This is a genomic window from Streptomyces sp. NPDC007901, from assembly GCF_042959465.1.
Classification (GTDB): Bacteria; Actinomycetota; Actinomycetes; order Streptomycetales; family Streptomycetaceae; genus Streptomyces.
In genome coordinates this window covers 56,794-74,027 of the sequence record NZ_JBIBKW010000025.1, presented here as the reverse complement: position 1 = coordinate 74,027, position 17,234 = coordinate 56,794, and the positions used below count along the sequence as shown (strand labels likewise).

At 71.9% G+C, this 17,234-nt stretch carries 13 protein-coding genes, 4 tRNA genes and 1 other RNA gene; 9 read left to right on the top strand and 9 right to left on the bottom strand.

Annotation, left to right across the window (positions count from 1 at the left end; all coding sequences use genetic code 11):
* Window positions 1-280 precede the first annotated feature (280 nt).
* Window positions 281-365: transfer RNA gene (locus ACFZDK_RS47240), tRNA-Ser, on the bottom strand.
* A 73-nt stretch (window positions 366-438) separates the two neighbouring features.
* Between ACFZDK_RS47240 and ffs the strand changes: the two genes are divergently transcribed.
* From ffs to ACFZDK_RS47210, 6 genes are all read left to right on the top strand, one after another.
* An RNA gene (gene ffs, locus ACFZDK_RS47235) (signal recognition particle sRNA small type) lies at window positions 439-533 on the top strand.
* Between the two features lie 62 nt (window positions 534-595).
* Window positions 596-2,884: a DNA polymerase III subunit gamma and tau gene (locus tag ACFZDK_RS47230; protein WP_390983094.1), complete on the top strand. Its 2,289-nt coding sequence runs from the start codon at window positions 596-598 to the stop codon at window positions 2,882-2,884.
* Between the two features lie 97 nt (window positions 2,885-2,981).
* Window positions 2,982-4,235, top strand: a complete 1,254-nt coding sequence (gene purD, locus ACFZDK_RS47225; RefSeq protein WP_390983092.1) for a phosphoribosylamine--glycine ligase — start codon at window positions 2,982-2,984, stop codon at window positions 4,233-4,235.
* Window positions 4,236-4,521: 286 nt separating this feature from the next.
* On the top strand, window positions 4,522-6,318 hold the full coding sequence (locus ACFZDK_RS47220) for a hypothetical protein (protein WP_390983089.1): 1,797 nt from the start codon (window positions 4,522-4,524) through the stop codon (window positions 6,316-6,318).
* 250 nt (window positions 6,319-6,568) lie between these two features.
* On the top strand, window positions 6,569-8,062 hold the full coding sequence (locus ACFZDK_RS47215) for a N,N-dimethylformamidase beta subunit family domain-containing protein (RefSeq protein WP_390983086.1): 1,494 nt from the start codon (window positions 6,569-6,571) through the stop codon (window positions 8,060-8,062).
* A gap of 92 nt (window positions 8,063-8,154) precedes the next feature.
* Complete coding sequence (locus ACFZDK_RS47210; RefSeq protein ID WP_390983084.1) at window positions 8,155-9,054, top strand: phosphoribosylaminoimidazolesuccinocarboxamide synthase; 900 nt, start codon at window positions 8,155-8,157, stop codon at window positions 9,052-9,054.
* A gap of 45 nt (window positions 9,055-9,099) precedes the next feature.
* Here the strand turns inward: ACFZDK_RS47210 and ACFZDK_RS47205 are convergent.
* The 8 genes from ACFZDK_RS47205 to ACFZDK_RS47170 all read right to left on the bottom strand — a co-directional run bounded on the left by ACFZDK_RS47205 (window position 9,100) and on the right by ACFZDK_RS47170 (window position 13,663).
* Window positions 9,100-9,172: transfer RNA gene (locus ACFZDK_RS47205), tRNA-Gly, on the bottom strand.
* A gap of 22 nt (window positions 9,173-9,194) precedes the next feature.
* Complete coding sequence (locus ACFZDK_RS47200; RefSeq protein ID WP_390983082.1) at window positions 9,195-9,809, bottom strand: response regulator; 615 nt, start codon at window positions 9,807-9,809, stop codon at window positions 9,195-9,197.
* The gene (locus ACFZDK_RS47195) at window positions 9,806-11,050 is read right to left on the bottom strand and encodes a histidine kinase (protein WP_390983079.1); all 1,245 of its coding nucleotides are present in this window, start codon (window positions 11,048-11,050) and stop codon (window positions 9,806-9,808) included. Before ACFZDK_RS47195 ends, ACFZDK_RS47200 begins: the two co-directional genes overlap by 4 nt.
* A gap of 29 nt (window positions 11,051-11,079) precedes the next feature.
* Window positions 11,080-11,883 carry an ABC transporter permease gene (locus ACFZDK_RS47190; RefSeq protein ID WP_390983234.1) on the bottom strand — a complete coding sequence of 268 codons (804 nt, stop codon included), beginning with the start codon at window positions 11,881-11,883 and terminating at the stop codon, window positions 11,080-11,082.
* 17 nt (window positions 11,884-11,900) lie between these two features.
* Window positions 11,901-12,845 (bottom strand): ATP-binding cassette domain-containing protein, encoded by a 945-nt coding sequence (locus ACFZDK_RS47185; protein ID WP_390983076.1) that lies wholly within the window; start codon window positions 12,843-12,845, stop codon window positions 11,901-11,903.
* 136 nt (window positions 12,846-12,981) lie between these two features.
* Window positions 12,982-13,057, bottom strand: a tRNA-Gly gene (locus tag ACFZDK_RS47180).
* A gap of 80 nt (window positions 13,058-13,137) precedes the next feature.
* A tRNA-Gly gene (locus ACFZDK_RS47175) sits at window positions 13,138-13,209 on the bottom strand.
* Window positions 13,210-13,345: 136 nt separating this feature from the next.
* A complete protein-coding gene (locus tag ACFZDK_RS47170) occupies window positions 13,346-13,663 on the bottom strand; it encodes a histone-like nucleoid-structuring protein Lsr2 (RefSeq protein WP_390983073.1) in 318 nt (105 codons plus the stop codon).
* A 312-nt stretch (window positions 13,664-13,975) separates the two neighbouring features.
* On the opposite strand from ACFZDK_RS47170, the gene purS reads away from it, so the two are divergent.
* Genes purS through purL form a run of 3 tightly spaced genes read left to right on the top strand, consistent with a single transcriptional unit; the run spans window position 13,976 to window position 17,195 of the window.
* Window positions 13,976-14,239 carry a phosphoribosylformylglycinamidine synthase subunit PurS gene (purS, locus tag ACFZDK_RS47165; protein WP_355713694.1) on the top strand — a complete coding sequence of 88 codons (264 nt, stop codon included), beginning with the start codon at window positions 13,976-13,978 and terminating at the stop codon, window positions 14,237-14,239.
* Window positions 14,236-14,940 (top strand): phosphoribosylformylglycinamidine synthase subunit PurQ, encoded by a 705-nt coding sequence (purQ, locus tag ACFZDK_RS47160; protein ID WP_390983070.1) that lies wholly within the window; start codon window positions 14,236-14,238, stop codon window positions 14,938-14,940. Before purS ends, purQ begins: the two co-directional genes overlap by 4 nt.
* Entirely contained in the window at window positions 14,937-17,195 is a 2,259-nt protein-coding gene (purL, locus tag ACFZDK_RS47155; protein ID WP_390983068.1) for a phosphoribosylformylglycinamidine synthase subunit PurL, read from the top strand. Before purQ ends, purL begins: the two co-directional genes overlap by 4 nt.
* Window positions 17,196-17,234: the final 39 nt, after the last annotated feature.

Below are 17,234 nucleotides of genomic sequence, written 5' to 3'. Positions count from 1 at the left end.
CGGACAGACCGCGTGGATCCGCGGAGACCAGAGCCGCCGCAGGTCGGCCCGCGATGGGTGAATGAGGCACCGACGGACGCGGGGGCATGACTGCATTCGGCGTCAAAGCTCCTCAGGGCCTGCGCCGGTCGCCCTGTAGGACATGAGCGTGCGCCTTTCCCGCTCGAGGATGTGTCCTAAATGTCGCCTATAAATGCAACCGAAACTGCAACCAGGGCATGCCGAAGAGCCGGACCGCAATGAGCGGTCCGGCTCTTCGTTTCGCCTGGTCAGGCGGGAGCGGAGGATACGAGATTCGAACTCGTGAGGGGTTGCCCCCAACACGCTTTCCAAGCGTGCGCCCTAGGCCTCTAGGCGAATCCTCCGGTGGGAACATTACATGACCGAGAGGAGTGCTCGCGAACTCGTTCCCACCCCCTGACGTCGGGTACTCTGTGCAGAGCCCCTCACGCGGCGCTATCTGACTGAACTCCCCCAGGGCCGGAAGGCAGCAAGGGTAGGTTGGCTCTGGCGGGTGCGTGGGGGGCGCTTGCGTGTGCCGGGCGGGGGGCTTCGGCGGGGTGGGTTGTCAGTGGGCGCCTATAACCTCGTATGCGTGTCGTCTCTCGCGCTGTACCGCCGCTATCGCCCGGAGTCGTTCGCCGAGGTCATCGGGCAGGAGCATGTCACCGACCCGCTGCAGCAGGCGCTGCGGAACAACCGGGTCAATCACGCGTACCTGTTCAGCGGCCCGCGTGGGTGTGGCAAGACGACCAGCGCGCGGATCCTGGCCCGCTGCCTGAACTGCGAGCAGGGGCCCACGCCGACCCCGTGCGGAGAGTGCCAGTCGTGTCAGGACCTGGCACGGAACGGTCCGGGCTCGATCGACGTGATCGAGATCGACGCGGCCTCTCACGGTGGTGTGGACGACGCCCGTGAGCTGCGCGAGAAGGCCTTCTTCGGCCCCGCAGGCAGCCGCTACAAGATCTACATCATCGACGAGGCCCACATGGTCACGTCGGCCGGCTTCAACGCGCTGCTCAAGGTCGTCGAGGAGCCCCCGGAGCACCTCAAGTTCATCTTCGCCACGACCGAGCCCGAGAAGGTCATCGGGACCATCCGGTCACGGACTCATCACTATCCCTTCCGGCTGGTGCCGCCGGGCACGCTGCGGGACTACCTCGGCGAGGTGTGCGGGAAGGAGCAGATCCCCGTCGCGGACGGCGTGCTGCCGCTGGTGGTGCGCGCCGGTGCGGGGTCCGTGCGTGACTCCATGTCCGTCATGGACCAGCTCCTCGCCGGTGCGGGCGAGGAGGGCGTGACGTATGCCATGGCCACCTCCCTGCTGGGGTACACCGACGGCTCCCTGCTCGACTCCGTCGTCGAGGCCTTCGCGACCGGGGACGGCGCCGCCGCCTTCGAGGTCGTCGACCGCATCATCGAGGGCGGGAACGACCCGCGGCGGTTCGTGGCCGACCTGCTGGAGCGGCTGCGGGATCTCGTGATCCTCGCCGCCGTTCCGGACGCCGTGGAGAAGGGGCTGTTCGACGCACCCGCCGACGTGCTGGAACGGATGCGGGCCCAGGCCGGCACCTTCGGTGCCGCCGAGCTCAGCCGCGCCGCCGACCTCGTCAACGCGGGGCTGACCGAGATGCGCGGCGCCACCTCTCCCCGGCTCCAGCTGGAGCTGATCTGCGCGCGCGTGCTGCTGCCGGCCGCCTACGGCGACGAGCGGTCCGTGATGGCCCGCCTCGACCGGCTGGAGCGGGGCGTCACCTTCTCGGGCGGGGGCGGTGCGCCCGCGATGGGGTACGTCCCCGGACCCGAGGCCCACATGGGCGCCCAGGCCGCGGCACCGGTCCAGGCGCCCCAGGGCGGCGGGATGGCCGCGGCCCGGGCGGCGGTACGAGGGGGAGCGGCGCCCGCACCGGCTCCGCACACCTCGCAGGCTCCGGCGGCCCCTCAGCAGTCGGCCCCTCAGCAGCCGGCTCCGGCCCCCGTGCATCCCGCGCCGACCCCTCCTCCGGCGCCCGCACCCGCCGCACCGGCCGCCCCGCCCGCGCCCGCTGCCACCGCTCCGGCGCCCGGTGCCTGGCCGACCGCGGCGCCCGCGGGTGGCGCCGCCGCCCGTCGTCCCGGCGGTTGGCCCACGGCCGCGGCCCCGGGCGCCCCGGCGGCCCAGCAGGCCCCGGCCCAGCCTCCGACCGGGGCGACGGCGCCCGCTCCGGCCCCGGCCGCGGCGTCCGCGCCCCCGGCTGCCCCCGCCCCGGCCGCCGTCGCCCCCACCGGTGGCCTCGACCCCCGTGTGCTCTGGCCGAACATCCTGGAGGCGGTCAAGAACCGCCGCCGCTTCACCTGGATCCTGCTGAGCCAGAACGCCCAGGTCACCGGCTTCGACGGCACCACCCTCCAGCTCGGTTTCGTCAACGCCGGCGCCCGCGACAACTTCTCCGGCAGCGGCAGCGAGGACGTGCTGCGGCAGGCGCTGACCGAGCAGTTCGGCGTGCAGTGGCGGATCGAGGCGGTCGTCGACCCGACGGGCGGCGGCGGCCCGGCCCCGGCCGGTAGCGGGTACGGCGGGGGCCAGCCCGGCGCCGGCGGCGGTTACGGCGCGCCTGCGGCGTCCGCCGGCTACGGCGGCTCCGCCCCGGCGGCTCCGGCCCACCCGGCACCCGCGCAGCCCGCCCCGGCGGCGGCCCCGTCCCCCCAGGGCCCCCCGTCGCCCGCTCCGGCGCCGGCGTCTCCGGCCCCGCGGCCCGCGGCCCCCGAACCGCCCCCGGTGTCCCCCGAGGACGACATCCCCGAGGAGGACGACCCCGACCTCGACGAGTCGGCCCTCTCCGGCCACGAACTGATCGTGAAGGAGCTGGGGGCGACGGTCGTCGAGGAGATCCAGAACGAGTGACGGCACCCGAGGGCGGCGCCCCCGGCGGACCGGGCGCTCCGGCACTCCGCCCCCTTGGAGGAACCTCCAGTCGGCTCGCCCGGCTACGCTGGCCCCCGTGAAGGTCCTCGTCATCGGCAGCGGCGCCCGCGAACACGCCCTGTGCCGCTCTCTGTCCCTCGATTCCGACGTCACCGCGCTGTACTGCGCCCCCGGCAACGCCGGCATCGCCGAGGTGGCCGAGCTGCGCCAGGTCGACGCCCTGGACGGCGCGGCCGTGGCCGGGCTGGCCACGGAACTCGGCGCCGACCTGGTGGTCGTCGGCCCGGAGGCCCCGCTCGTCGCGGGGGTCTCCGACGCCGTACGCCTCGCCGGCATCCCGGTCTTCGGCCCCTCCGGGAAGGCCGCGCAGATCGAGGGGTCCAAGGCGTTCGCCAAGGACGTGATGGCGGGGGCCGGCGTGCCCACCGCCCGTTCGTACGTCTGCACAAGCGCCGAGGAGGTCGCCGAGGCCCTCGACGCCTTCGGGGCGCCGTACGTCGTCAAGGACGACGGTCTCGCGGCCGGCAAGGGAGTCGTCGTCACCGACGACCTCGACGCCGCCAAGGCGCATGCCGCCGGGTGCGAGCGCGTGGTCATCGAGGAGTTCCTCGACGGCCCCGAGGTCTCCCTCTTCGCGATCACCGACGGTGTGACGGTCCTCCCGCTCCAGCCCGCCCAGGACTTCAAGCGCGCCCTGGACGGCGACGAGGGGCCGAACACCGGTGGCATGGGGGCCTACTCCCCGTTGCCCTGGGCCGACCCCAAGCTCGTCGACGAGGTCCTGGAGACCGTTCTCCAGCCCACCGTCGACGAGATGCAGCGCCGTGGCACCCCGTTCTCCGGACTGCTCTACGCCGGCCTCGCCATCACCTCGCGCGGGGTGCGGGTCATCGAGTTCAACGCCCGCTTCGGCGACCCGGAGACCCAGGTGGTCCTCGCCCGGCTGAAGACCCCGCTGGCCGGCGTGCTGCTCGCCGCCGCGAACGGCACCCTCGACGACCTGCCGCCGCTGCGCTGGCGCGAGGACGCCGCGGTCACCGTGGTCGTCGCCTCCCACAACTACCCCGACACCCCGCGCACCGGCGACCCCATCACCGGCCTCGACACGGTGGCGGCCGAGGACGCCCCGCACGCCTACGTCCTGCACGCGGGGACGAAGCGGGACGGCGACACGGTCGTCAGCGCGGGCGGCCGCGTCCTCTCCGTCACGGCGACCGGCAAGGACCTGACCCAGGCCCGGGAGCGGGCGTACACGGCGGTGGCGCGCATCGGCCTCGACGGTTCCCAGCACCGTACGGACATCGCGGCGAAGGCGGCGGCCGAGGCCTGAGCGCCGGCAAGAACCTTTTCATCTGCTTCAGTTCCTGATCAGGCCCCGGATCCGAAATCCGGGGCCTGATCGTTGCTGTCTGTCGATCACCTCTGACCAAAGCCATTCCATCGAGTGACCGATGCCCCATCCGGCTGACGGGGGCCGAGGCCCCAACTAGGGTGCGGCGCAAGCGTTCCGGCACTTGGCCCACCGGCATTGCGATGTCAGTGAGGGGTGCCACAGTGGGGGAGTGAGCAACAGCCAGGACGGCGCCAGGACAGCAGGGAGGGGGTGAGGTCCGGACGTGACCAGTACCGGTATCGGTGCGGAGGCGGGAGCGCAGGCAGCGCGTACCCGGGCCCTCGCCGTGCTGCGCATCCGCGGCCGGGCCCTGGCCGTGGCCCTGCTGCCCGCGGCGGTCACGGTGATCCTGCTCACCGGCGGCTCCACCGGCCATTTCGTCGGCCGGGGCTGGGACGCGGCCCGCTGGGCCGTCGGCTCTCTCGCCGTGCTCGTGCTGCTGGCCGCCGCCGCTGTCGCCCTGGTCGTGGCCCGCGCCCGCCCGGCCGTGAGCCCCACGGTCCCGATCGCGGAGACGTCCGCGCCGGACCTGTACCGGATGGTGCGCGACCTCGCCGACCGCCTGGACGTCCCGGCGCCCTCCGCCATAGCGCTCACCCCGGACTGCGACAGCTGGCTGGAGGACCGCACCCACCCGGCCCACGGCCCGCCCGCGCCCAAGGCCGGCGACGAACTGGGCAACCCCGGCTCGCACCGCCGCACCCCGGCCGCCCCCGTCCTCGTCATCGGCTCCCCGTTCCTGTGGTGGATGCGGGTCGGCGAACTCCGCGCGGTCCTCGCCCCGGTCGTCGCGGGTACGGGACCCTCGGCACACCCGGACATAGCGGCCGCCCGGCGCTTCGTCCGGGGGCTCGACGCGGCGGTGGCGGTCGCCTCCACGTCCGCCCGATGTCGGGCGACCCGGGTGCTGTGCGCGGGCATCGGCTGGGTGGCCCGGGTGCTGCTGCGAGGCTGCCGGGAGCACGCGGCGCTGATGGAGCGCGGGGTCGCCGCCGCGGCCGCCGAGCGTGCACAGGCTGTGGACTACGGACTGCGGATCGTCGCCCAGGAACAGGTCGGTCTCGCCTACGCCGGCTGGGACCGGCTCCTCACCCGGGTCGCGCTGCCCGCCTGGCGGATGGGCCGCTGGCCCTCCCGGCTGGACGCGGGCGTGGTCGCGGCGCTCACCGAACTGTCCCGGCGCGACCGGCTGGCCGAGGGCTTCGCCTCCCGGCTGGGCGAGCGGCCCGCCTGCGACCTGCTGGAGGAGCCGGGCCTGGTGGACGAGGCCGCCTCGCTGCTGGCCGCCCGTCTCTTCCACGGCGGCCCCGCCGGGCCGGGCCCGGACTGGTCGCCGGTGGACTGGCAGGAGTACCCGGACGAGGTCGTCGACCGGACCTGGCGTACCGACGCGGCCCGTCTTCACCGCGTCCTCGACTCCCTCGGCGTCCGCGCCACCGTCGACCCGGCCGCCCCCGACCCCGGCGGCCCCACCCTGGCCCGCGTCCTGGACCACCTGACCGACCCGACGGCCCGGAGCCGGCGCACGGCACCCCCGGCCTACGACGAGGACGCCGACGAGAGAAGCGGCACCGAGTGCAGCGCCGCCCTCGCCGCCGGCCTCACCGCGGCCCTCGCCCGCGAGGAGGCCGCGACAGCCAGCGCCGCGAACGCCGCCGCCACCGCCGTCGGCGGCACCTCCCGACCCGGCTCGGCGGCGGCACCCGCGGGCCAGGGCTCCGACAGGGCCCTCTGGGACGACGGCTCGCTGCCCCTCTTCCCGCTCCAGCCCCCGCGCACCGCCCGCGAGCTGCTCGCAGACCACGTCAAGGCCATGGTCTGCTGCGCGGCCATGGACACCGCCGGAGCCACCCCCGGCCTGGACTGGCTCGACGGCCCGTCCCTGCTGGTCGACGGTGAGCGGGCCGCCGACCTGACGCCCAGAGTCCTCAGTCTCGTCGAGGAGGGAGACCCGGCCCCGCTGCGGGCCTGGCTGGTCGAGTCCGGGATACGTCCCGAGAAGCCGGTACGGCTGGTCTGACCTCGGCGTTTCGACGCTTTAGCGGAGCAAACTGTTCCACTTCAGGCAAATTCGCAACGAACCGTGACCGTACGCGTGCGTTATGTGATGTGCTGGGACCGTTCGCGGATGTGGCAAGCGCATCCGACATAAGACAGGCGCCACAGTCACGCCACCGCACGGACAGCACATGCACGGCCGTATCAACCGCCCGCACGCACATCGACTCGTCACAGCACACCTCACGGGGGCACGAGGGAGGGGAGCCACCATGGCATCGGACCACATCCGCCGCTGGGAGTCGGGAGCACTCGCGCACGCCGTCACGGACCCCTTCGGCCTGGGGCCGGTCCCCTGGCTGCGCGGCAGCGAGACCTATTTCGACGACACCGGTCATGTCGTCCCGTGGTACGTGGACCCGAGCAGGCCACAACCCACCGGCGAGAACCCGCGGATCCCGGCACCCCGCAGTGCCGTCGGCCCGCGCTCCGCGGACGACGTGCACCGCCAGATCAAAGGATTCACCTCGACCGGCGCGGTCGGCCCCGGCGATGCCGTCGACTTCCACATCACGGTCGACCCGCCGCAGGAGTTCAGCGTCGACATCTACCGCATCGGCCACTACGGCGGTGACGGCGCCGCCAAGATCACCACCAGCCCCCGGCTGTCCGGCATCGTCCAGCCCGCGCCGCTGGCCGCCGACCGTACGGTCTCCTGTCACCACTGGTGGCTGTCCTGGCGGCTGCAGATCCCGTCGTACTGGAGCATCGGCGCGTATGTCGCCGTCCTCACCACGGCGGACGGCTACCGCTCCCACGTGCCCTTCACGATCCGCGACAACCACCCGGCGGACCTGCTGCTCCTGCTGCCGGACATCACCTGGCAGGCGTACAACCTCTACCCGGAGGACGGCCGCACCGGCGCCAGCCTCTACCACGCCTGGGACGAGAAGGGCCGGCTGCTCGGCGAGGCCGACGCCGCGACCACCGTCTCCTTCGACCGGCCGTACGCGGGCGCCGGCCTGCCTCTGCACGTGGGGCACGCCTACGACTTCATCCGCTGGGCCGAGCGCTACGGCTACGACATCGCCTACGCCGACGCCCGCGACCTGCACGCCGGCCGCGTCGACCCGACCCGCTACCGGGGCCTGGTCTTCCCGGGCCACGACGAGTACTGGTCCCCGCGGATGCGGCGGACCGTGGAACTGGCCCGCGACAGCGGTACCTCACTCGTCTTCCTCTCCGCCAACACCATGTACTGGCAGGTGGAGCTGGGCCCCTCCCCGTCCGGGGTCGCCGACCGCCTGCTGACCTGCCGAAAACGCAGGGGCCCGGGCAAACCCGTGCTCTGGCGTGAGATCGACCGGCCCGAACAGCAGACGGTCGGCATCCAGTACGCGGGCCGGGTGCCCGAGCCGTCCCCGCTGATCGTGCGCAACGCGGGCCACTGGCTCTGGGAGGCCACCGGCGCGCACGACGGCGACGAACTGCCGGGTCTGGTGGCCGGCGAGGCCGACCGCTACTTCCCGCGCACCGCGCTCCCCGAGCACGAGGAACGCATGCTGCTCGCCCACTCCCCCTACACCGACAACGACGGCGTCCTGCGCCACCAGGAGACCTCCCTCTACCGCGCCCCCTCCGGCGCCCTGGTCTTCGCCTCCGGCACCTTCGCCTGGTCCCCGGCCCTGGACCGCCCCGGCCATGTCGACCCCCGCGTCCAGCGCGCCACCGCCAACCTCCTGGACCGCATCTGCAAACACGACTGATCCGCACAGGTGTCCGCGCGGCCCCGCTGTCCGTGCGCAACCCGGCATACGGGAGAATCGAGGGCACCTGTACAGAACCACGGGGAGGAACCGTGTCCGGATTCGTCGAAAAGCCCGAGCCCGTGGAGGTCCCGGGTCTGGTGCATCTGCACACCGGCAAGGTGCGCGAGCTGTACCAGAACGCGGCCGGGGACCTCGTGATGGTCGCCAGCGACCGCCTGTCCGCCTACGACTGGGTGCTGCCGACCGAGATCCCCGACAAGGGCCGGGTGCTGACCCAGCTCTCCCTGTGGTGGTTCGACAAGCTCGCCGACCTGGCCCCCAACCACGTCATCAGCACCGAGCTGCCCGAGGGCGCCCCCGCCGACTGGGCGGGCCGCACCCTGATCTGCAAGTCCCTGAAGATGCTCCCGGTGGAGTGCGTGGCCCGCGGCTATCTCACCGGCTCCGGCCTCGCCGAGTACCAGGAGTCCCGCACGGTGTGCGGCCTCGCCCTCCCCGAGGGCCTGGTCGACGGCTCCGAGCTGCCCGCCCCGATCTTCACCCCGGCCACCAAGGCCGAGGTCGGCGAGCACGACGAGAACGTGTCGTACGAGGAGGTCGCCCGTCAGGTCGGCGCCGAGACGGCCGCGCAGCTGCGCCAGGCCACCCTCGCGGTGTACGGCCGCGCCCGGGACATCGCCCGGGACCGGGGGATCATCCTGGCCGACACGAAGTTCGAGTTCGGCTTCGAGAACGACACCCTCGTGCTCGCCGACGAGGTCCTCACCCCGGACTCGTCCCGCTTCTGGCCGGCCGACGAGTGGCAGCCGGGCCGCGCCCAGCCGTCGTTCGACAAGCAGTTCGTACGCGACTGGCTGACCTCGGCCGAGTCCGGCTGGGACCGCAAGAGCGAGCAGCCCCCGCCGGCCCTGCCGGAGCAGGTGGTCGAGGCGACCCGCGCGAAGTACATCGAGGCGTACGAGCGGCTGACGGGCCAGAGCTGGAGCTGACGGTACGAAAAAGACCCCGGTCCAGTGGACCGGGGTCTCATCCCGAGCGGACGACGAGGCTCGAACTCGCGACCTCAACCTTGGCAAGGTTGCGCTCTACCAACTGAGCTACGTCCGCATGCGCCGTGGCGCGAGAGCAACTATACCCAACCTCGCTCCCGCGCGAGACGCACTGCCGCATGACGGTTCTCCGCACCGAGTTTGGTGACGGCGGAGGAGAGGTAGTTCCGCACGGTCCCCGGCGACAGCGCGGCCCGCTCGGCGATCTCCGCGACCGGCGCCCCGTCGGCCGCCAGCTCCAGCACCTCGGCCTCCCGCGCGGTCAGCGGCGAGTCCCCGGCGGAGATCGCGTCGGCGGCCAACTCCGGGTCGATGTACCGGTTTCCGGCGTGCACGGTCCGGATGATCTCGGCAAGCCGCTGCGCACTGACCGTCTTCGGGACGAACCCCCGCACACCCGCCGCGAGCGCCCGCTTGAGATGCCCGGGCCGCCCGTGCCCGGTGACGATCAGCACCCGGCAGTCGGGCAGTTCGGTCCGCAGCGATGTGGCGACCTTCACACCGTCGGCCCCCGGCATCTGCAGATCCAGCACCGCCACATCGGGCCGGTGGGCCCGTGCCATCGCGAGCGCCTCCGACCCGCTCGCGGCCTCCGCGACCACGACCAGATCGTCCTCAAGACCGAGCAGCGCGGCCAGCGCACCCCGGATCAGATGCTCGTCGTCGGCGAGCAACAGCCGTACCGCAGACGTCATGAGGTGACTCCGCTCACACTCGTATCGGCGGTACGGCCGGACAGCGGCACCGAGGCCACCACCCGGAACCCGTCCGTCCCCACCGGCCCGGCCTCCAGCGTCCCGTCCACGACCGCCAGCCGCTCCCGCAGCCCGGCGAGCCCGTTGCCCCCGCCCCCGCCTGCGTCTCTCGGCCGCCCCGCCACCCCGTCGTTCTCCACCGTCAGCACCACGCACCCCTCCCGTATCCGCAGCCCCACCGCGCACCGCCCCGCGTCCCCGTGCCGCAGCACGTTGGTGGTCGCCTCCCGCACCACCCAGCCGAGCGCCGACTGCACCTCGGCGGGCAGCCCGTGGGCCGAGCCGCTCACCTCGCAGTCGATGCCCGCCGCCGTCAACACGCCCTGCGCACCGGCGAGTTCGGCCCCCAGGTCGGCGTCCCGGTAGCCCCGTACGACGTCCCGTACCTCCCGCTGCGACTCCTGCGCGATCCGCTGCACCTCGACCATCTGCTCGACGGCCTCGGGCCGTTCGCGGCGGGCCAGCTGGACCGCCAGTTCGCTCTTGAGGGCGATCACGGCGAGGTTCCGGCCGAGGACGTCGTGCAGATCGCGGCCGAACCGCAGCCGTTCCTCGGCGACGGCGAGCCGGGCGCGGGTCTCGCGGGCCTCGTCGAGTTCGTAGACGGCGTTCAGCAGCCAGAGGGAGAAGATCGAGGTGCCGGCGAGGAAGGCACCGCCGAGGAACACCGCGAACCCGGTGACCAGGGCGGCCGCCCCGGGATAGCCGAGCGGGAAGGAGACCGCCCCGGCCCCGCACGCGAAGCCCGCGACGAGCGACAGCACCCGCTTGCGGTGGCGCACGCCGAGCGCCAGGGTCCCGGCGCCGAAGGCCAGCACCCCGGTGAAGACGCTGCTGCCGGCGGCGTCCATGTCCGGCCCCGAGCCGTGCTTGCGCAGCACGAGGGCGACGACGGCGATGACGTACGTCGCCGCGCCGAGCGCCCACAGCAGCCGTACCGGCTGTGCCCGCCGGCCGCGCGTCCAGTCCAGCGCCCGGGAGGCGGTCAGCGCGCAGAGCAGCGCGTGGCCGACCACCAACGCGGCGAGCAGCCCCGCGGCTCGGGCCCCGGCCTGCGCGAACACCGGCAGCCCGATCGCGGCGACCTCGATCACCGCGAAGAAGTGGAACGACCAGCGTGTGTACGTCTCGACCTTGGCGGGAGTGGTCTTCCCCCGCCACCAGGCCCCTGCCCCGCTCATCCCGGTCCCGTCCTCGTTCTCAGCGGTTCTCAGCGCCGGGGTTCCCAGCGGAACCACCGCCGTACAGCAAACACCGCGGCCACGGTCCAGGCCAGCGCGGTGAGGACGGTGCCCAGAGCCTCGTACCCGCTCAGCTCTCCGGTCCAGCCCGCGCGGACCAGGCGGATTGCCGGGGAGAGCGGGAGGAACGCGCAGACCGCGGCGACCCGGTCGGGCAGGACATCGGCGGGGACGGCGATGCCCGAGCCCATCATGGACAGGAGGACCAGGGGCACCGCGGTGACCTGGGCGCTCTCGGTGGTCCGGGTGACGGCGGAGGTGAGCGCGGCGAGCGCGGCGCTGAGCACCAGGCCGGACAGCAGTCCGAGCAGGGTCAGGTACGGCGCCCTGGGCGCGCCCGCGTCGAGCAGGACCGCGCAGGCGGCGGCCAGCAGCAGTGCCTGCGCCAGGCCGAGACAGACGGCGGGCAGCGCGGTTCCGGTGAGGATCTCCAGGTCGTCGAGTTCGCCGGTGCGCAGCCGCTTGAGGACGAGTTCCTCGCGCCGCGCCACGAAGGCGCCGACCAGGGAGCTGTAGACGGCGAAGAGGAAGGCGAAGCCGATCGCGGCGGTCAGCGTCATGGTGCCGATGCTCAGCCCGATCCCCTTGAGGTCGATCTGCTCGGTCGCGGGCCGCACCGTGAACGGCAGGACGAGCGGCATGAGCAGCGCGGTGAGCACGGCGCCGCGATTGCGGCCGAACAGGGTGAGTTCCGCCCGCGCCAGCGCCCGCAGCCGCCGCCAGGACGGTGCGAGGGCGCGTGGACGTGTGCCACCGCCGGCCGCCGTCGCCATGCTGATCTCCGGCCCGTTCATACGGCCGCCTCCTTCTCCCGCTCCCGCGCGATCCCCAGGAACGCCTCCTCCAGGGAGGCCGACCGGATGTCCAGGCCGTGCAGTTCCACCCGTGCCGCCTCGGCCCAGACCAGCAGTCCGGTGGCCGCGCGCTGCAACTCCCGGGTGCGCAGCCGTACGACGTCCCCGTCGACCTCGTGTCCGGACACGCCGAGCGGGCCGAGCGGCGGCAGGTCGCCCAGGAAGTAGCCGTGGGGCAGCCGGAAGGAGATCCGGGAGGGCTGGGCGGCGGTCACCTCGGCCGGTGTGCCGGTCGCCGCGATGCGCCCCTCGTGCAGGATCGCGAGCCGGTCGGCGAGGTCCTCGGCCTCCTCCAGGTAGTGGGTGGTGAGCAGGACGGTCGTACCGGCGTCGCGCAGGTCCCGCACCAACTCCCAGGTGCTGTGGCGCCCTTCGGCGTCGAGCCCGGTGGTCGGCTCGTCCAGGAACAGCACCTCGGGCCGTCCGAGCAGGGCGAGCGCCAGGTCGAGGCGGCGCCGCTCGCCGCCGGAGAGCTGCTTGACCCGTACGTCCGCCTTGCCGGCGAGTCCGACCAGGCCGAGCGCCTCGGCCGTGGGGCGGGCATGCGTCGTACAGCCGGCCCACATCCGTGCCGTCTCGCCGACGGTCAGCTCGGAGGGGAAGCCGCCCTCCTGGAGCATCACGCCGGTGCGCGGGCGTACGGCGGACCGCTCCCGGTGCGGATCGTGGCCCAGCACCCGGACCCGGCCGCCGTCCGGCGGTGCGAGTCCTTCGAGCAGTTCGACCGTGGAGGTCTTTCCGGCGCCGTTGGTGCCCAGCAGCGCGAAGATCTCCGCCCGTGCCACGGAGAAGGTGATTCCGCGGACCGCTTCGAACCCGCCCCCGTACACACGCCGGAGATCTGTGACCTCAATCACGTGTTCGTGTTCGTTGTCTTCCATGAGATCAGCGTTCCGGCGTCCGGGGTCCGGCAGCAGTGCGCGGTGTCATCGGTCGCCATGACAAATGTCAGTGGTGCGCCCGGGTCCGGGGACACGAAAAAACCCCAGTCATATGACTGGGGTTTCTCCTGTGAACTGGAGCGGACGACGAGGCTCGAACTCGCGACCTCAACCTTGGCAAGGTTGCGCTCTACCAACTGAGCTACGTCCGCACTGCTCCCGACCGGCTCCCACCGATCGGTGCGAGCACCAGCCTACCTGATCCACAAGCATGCTCAGGACGGCGGTGCAGAGCGGGTGACAGGAATTGCACACTGCGCCTTCCCCCTGGAAGGGGGATGTTCTACTACTGAACTACACCCGCATGTACTCCGTGGGTTTCGGCCTTTCGGCCGCGCCCCTCGGCGTGCTCCAGACATTAGCTGATCAGCAGGGGGGTAGCGCAAGTCGGCTGCCCCCGAGGGCCGGTGACGGTCCCTGAGGGCAGCCGGGGCCGCGTCTCACTGCGCGGCGCTGAACGCCTCGTACACCTTCTTCGGGATGCGGCCGCGGGCCGGGACATCCATCTTGTTCGCCTGCGCCCAGGCGCGGACGGCCGCCGGGTCGGGGGCGACCTCCGTCTGCTTGTACGCCTTGCCCGACTTCGACCGCTTGCGGCCGGCCACGAGGTACGGCTCCAGGGCCTTACGCAGTTTCTGGGCGTTGGCTTGATTCAGATCGATCTCGTACGACTTGCCGTCGAGTCCGAAGGCGATCGTTTCCGCCGCTTCCGAGCCGTCGATGTCGTCAAAGAGAGTGACCACGACCTTCTGCGCCACGAATATCGGTCCCTTCGTGTGGCACGTCTATACAGCTCATCGGCGATGACGTGCCGAGTATCGGCTATTGCCAATTCATTTGTACAGTGCCTGGCAATACAAAGTGAAGCCCGACTAAATCCGTCCGCGTGTCCCCAGCGCAATAGATGTCACGGGCGAACCCGGGGAACTTTCCCAGAACTTTTCGTGAGGATCCTCCGCTGTCACCCGATCGTGATGCGCCTCACGTAGTTTCCTACAACTCTACCCGCGTAGAAATTTGGTGCGGGTAGTCTGAAGGAACCAGTTCAGCACCACACACCGGGAGTGCCAGTGGCACGCGTCGTAGTCGACGTCATGCTCAAGCCGGAGATCCTCGACCCCCAGGGCCAGGCGGTCCAGCGTGCGCTGCCGCGCCTGGGTTTCGAAGGGATCTCCGACGTACGTCAGGGAAAGCGATTCGAACTGGAAGTTGACGGACCGGTCGACGAGGCCGCTCTCGCCCGCATCCACGAGCTCGCGGAATCCTTCCTCGCCAACACCGTGATCGAGGACTTCACGGTTCGCGTCGATGAAGTCGCGGAGGCGGCGAAGTGACCGCTCGTATTGGCGTCGTCACTTTCCCGGGGAGTCTGGACGACCGGGACACCCAGCGCGCGATCCGACTCGCGGGTGCCGAACCGGTGGCCCTCTGGCACAAGGACAGGGACCTCCACCAGGTCGACGCGGTGGTCCTCCCGGGTGGTTTCTCCTATGGCGACTATCTGCGGGCCGGCGCGATCTCCCGCTTCTCGCCGGTGATGGAGACCGTCATCGAGCAGGCGAAGGCCGGTCTTCCGGTCCTCGGTATCTGCAACGGTTTCCAGGTCCTCACCGAGGCGCATCTGCTCCCGGGCGCGATGCTCGGCAACAACCACCTCCACTTCATCTGCCGCGACCAGAAGCTGCGGGTGGAGAACGCCTCCAGCGCCTGGACGGCCGACTACCGCGCGGGCCAGGAGATCCACATCCCGCTGAAGAACATGGACGGCCGGTACGTCGCCGACGAGTACACGCTCGACCAGCTGGAGGCCGAGGGCCGCGTCGCCTTCCGGTACGTCGTCCGCGGCGAAGCCGCTGATGGATGCGGCAACCCGAACGGCAGCCTCCGGGACATCGCCGGCATCACCAACGAGGCCGGGAACGTCGTCGGCCTGATGCCGCACCCCGAGCACGCCGTCGAGCCGCTGATCGGCACGGGCCGTACCGACGGCCTCCCCTTCTTCACCTCGATCCTCAAGAAGCTGGTCAACGCATGAGCCGGACGCCTCTGGACACGGTCGAGCACGCGGCCGCGACCCCCGACGTCGCGCTGCCCTGGGCCGAACTCGGTCTGAAGAAGGACGAGTACGAGCGGGTCGTGGAGATCCTCGGCCGCCGCCCGACCGGCGCCGAGCTCGCCATGTACTCGGTCATGTGGTCCGAGCACTGCTCGTACAAGTCCTCCAAGGTCCACCTCCGCCAGTTCGGCGAGAAGGCCCCGCAGTCCGACGCGATGCTCGTCGGCATCGGCGAGAACGCGGGCGTGGTCGACGTCGGCCAGGGCTACGCCGTGACCTTCAAGGTCGAGTCGCACAACCACCCCTCCTACGTCGAGCCCTACCAGGGCGCGGCGACCGGTGTCGGCGGCATCGTCCGCGACATCATCGCGATGGGCGCCCGCCCGGTGGCCGTGGTCGACCCGCTGCGCTTCGGCGCCGCCGACCACCCCGACACCAAGCGCGTCCTGCCCGGCGTCGTCGCCGGCATCGGCGGCTACGGCAACTGCCTGGGCCTGCCCAACATCGGCGGCGAGGTCGTCTTCGACGCCTGCTACCAGGGCAACCCGCTGGTCAACGCCGGTGCCATCGGCGTCATGCGGCACGAGGACATCCACCTCGCCAAGGCCTCCGGCGCGGGCAACCAGGTCATCCTGTACGGCGCCCGGACCGGCGGCGACGGCATCGGTGGCGCGTCGATCCTCGCCTCCGAGACCTTCGACGACGCCAAGCCCTCCAAGCGCCCGGCCGTCCAGGTCGGCGACCCCTTCCAGGAGAAGCTCCTCATCGAGTGCACCCTGGAGGCGTTCCGCGAGAAGCTCGTCGTCGGCATCCAGGACCTCGGCGCGGCGGGCCTGTCCTGCGCCACCTCCGAGCTGGCCTCGAACGGCTCCGGCGGCATGACCGTCACCCTGGACGACGTCCCGCTCCGTGACGCGACCCTCTCGCCCGAGGAAATCCTCATGAGCGAGTCGCAGGAACGCATGTGCGCGGTGGTCGAGCCGGCCAAGGTCGCCCGCTTCCTGGAGATCTGCGAGAAGTGGGACGTCATCGCCACCGTCATCGGTGAGGTGACCGACGGCGACCGCCTGGAGATCTTCTGGCACGGCGAGAAGATCGTGGACGTCGACCCGCGCACGGTCGCGCACGACGGCCCGGTCTACGAGCGCCCGTACGCCCGCCCGTCCTGGCAGGACGAGCTCCAGGCGGACGACGCGAACAAGCTGCCGCGCCCGGCGACGGCGGAGGAGCTCAAGCAGCAGGTCCTCCAGCTGGTCGGCTCCCCCAACCAGGCCTCCAAGAAGTGGATCACCTCGCAGTACGACCACTTCGTGCAGGGCAACACGGTCCTCGCCCAGCCCGAGGACTCGGGCATGATCCGCATCGACGAGGAGACCGGCCTCGGCGTCGCCATCGCGACCGACGGCAACGGCCGGTACGCCAAGCTGGACCCCTACGCGGGCGCCCAGCTGGCGCTCTCGGAGGCCTACCGGAACGTGGCGACCACGGGTGCCAAGCCGCTGGCCGTCTCCGACTGCCTGAACTTCGGCTCGCCCGAGGACCCGGCGGTGATGTGGCAGTTCGCCGAGGCCATCCGCGGTCTCGCCGACGCCTGCCAGCAGCTCGGCACCCCGGTGACCGGCGGCAACGTCTCCCTCTACAACCAGACGGGCGAGGTGGCCATCCACCCCACCCCGGTGGTCGCGGTCCTCGGCGTCATCGACGACGTCGCCCGCCGCACGCCGGTCGCCTTCCAGGAGGAGGGACAGCTGCTCTACCTCCTCGGCGACACCCGCGAGGAGTTCGGCGGCTCGGCCTGGTCCCAGGTCGTCCACGACCACCTCGGCGGCCTGCCGCCCAAGGTGGACCTGGAGCGCGAGCGCCTGCTCGCCGAGATCCTGATCTCCGCCTCCCGCGACGGCATGATCGACTCCGCGCACGACCTCTCCGACGGCGGTCTGGTCCAGGCGGTCGTGGAGTCGGCCCTGCTCGGCGGCAAGGGCGCGCGTCTGGTCGTACCGGACGGGCTCGACGCCTTCACCTTCCTCTTCTCCGAGTCGGCGGGCCGCGCGGTCGTCGCCGTACCGCGCTCCGAGGAACTCCGCTTCAACGACATGTGCGGCGCCCGCGGCCTCCCGGTCACCCGCATCGGCGTCGTCGACGGAGACGCCGTGGAGCTCCAGGGCGAGTTCACCCTCCCCCTGGCGGAGCTGCGCGAGGCACACGAGGGCACGATCGAGGCGCTGCTGGCGTAGCCCCCGGTCGTACGACGACGAGGCCCCGCCCGGGCGAAC

What these genes read in the sequence shown, in the direction of transcription:
- ACFZDK_RS47200 (WP_390983082.1), bottom strand. Translation starts at nt 9,809, where the DNA reads ATGACGTCTGCGGTACGGCTGTTGCTCGCCGACGACGAGCATCTGATC.
- ACFZDK_RS47215 (WP_390983086.1), top strand. Translation starts at nt 6,569, where the DNA reads ATGGCATCGGACCACATCCGCCGCTGGGAGTCGGGAGCACTCGCGCAC.
- ACFZDK_RS47190 (WP_390983234.1), bottom strand. Translation starts at nt 11,883, where the DNA reads ATGGCGACGGCGGCCGGCGGTGGCACACGTCCACGCGCCCTCGCACCG.
- purL (WP_390983068.1), top strand. Translation starts at nt 14,937, where the DNA reads ATGAGCCGGACGCCTCTGGACACGGTCGAGCACGCGGCCGCGACCCCC.
- ACFZDK_RS47195 (WP_390983079.1), bottom strand. Translation starts at nt 11,050, where the DNA reads ATGAGCGGGGCAGGGGCCTGGTGGCGGGGGAAGACCACTCCCGCCAAG.
- ACFZDK_RS47185 (WP_390983076.1), bottom strand. Translation starts at nt 12,845, where the DNA reads ATGGAAGACAACGAACACGAACACGTGATTGAGGTCACAGATCTCCGG.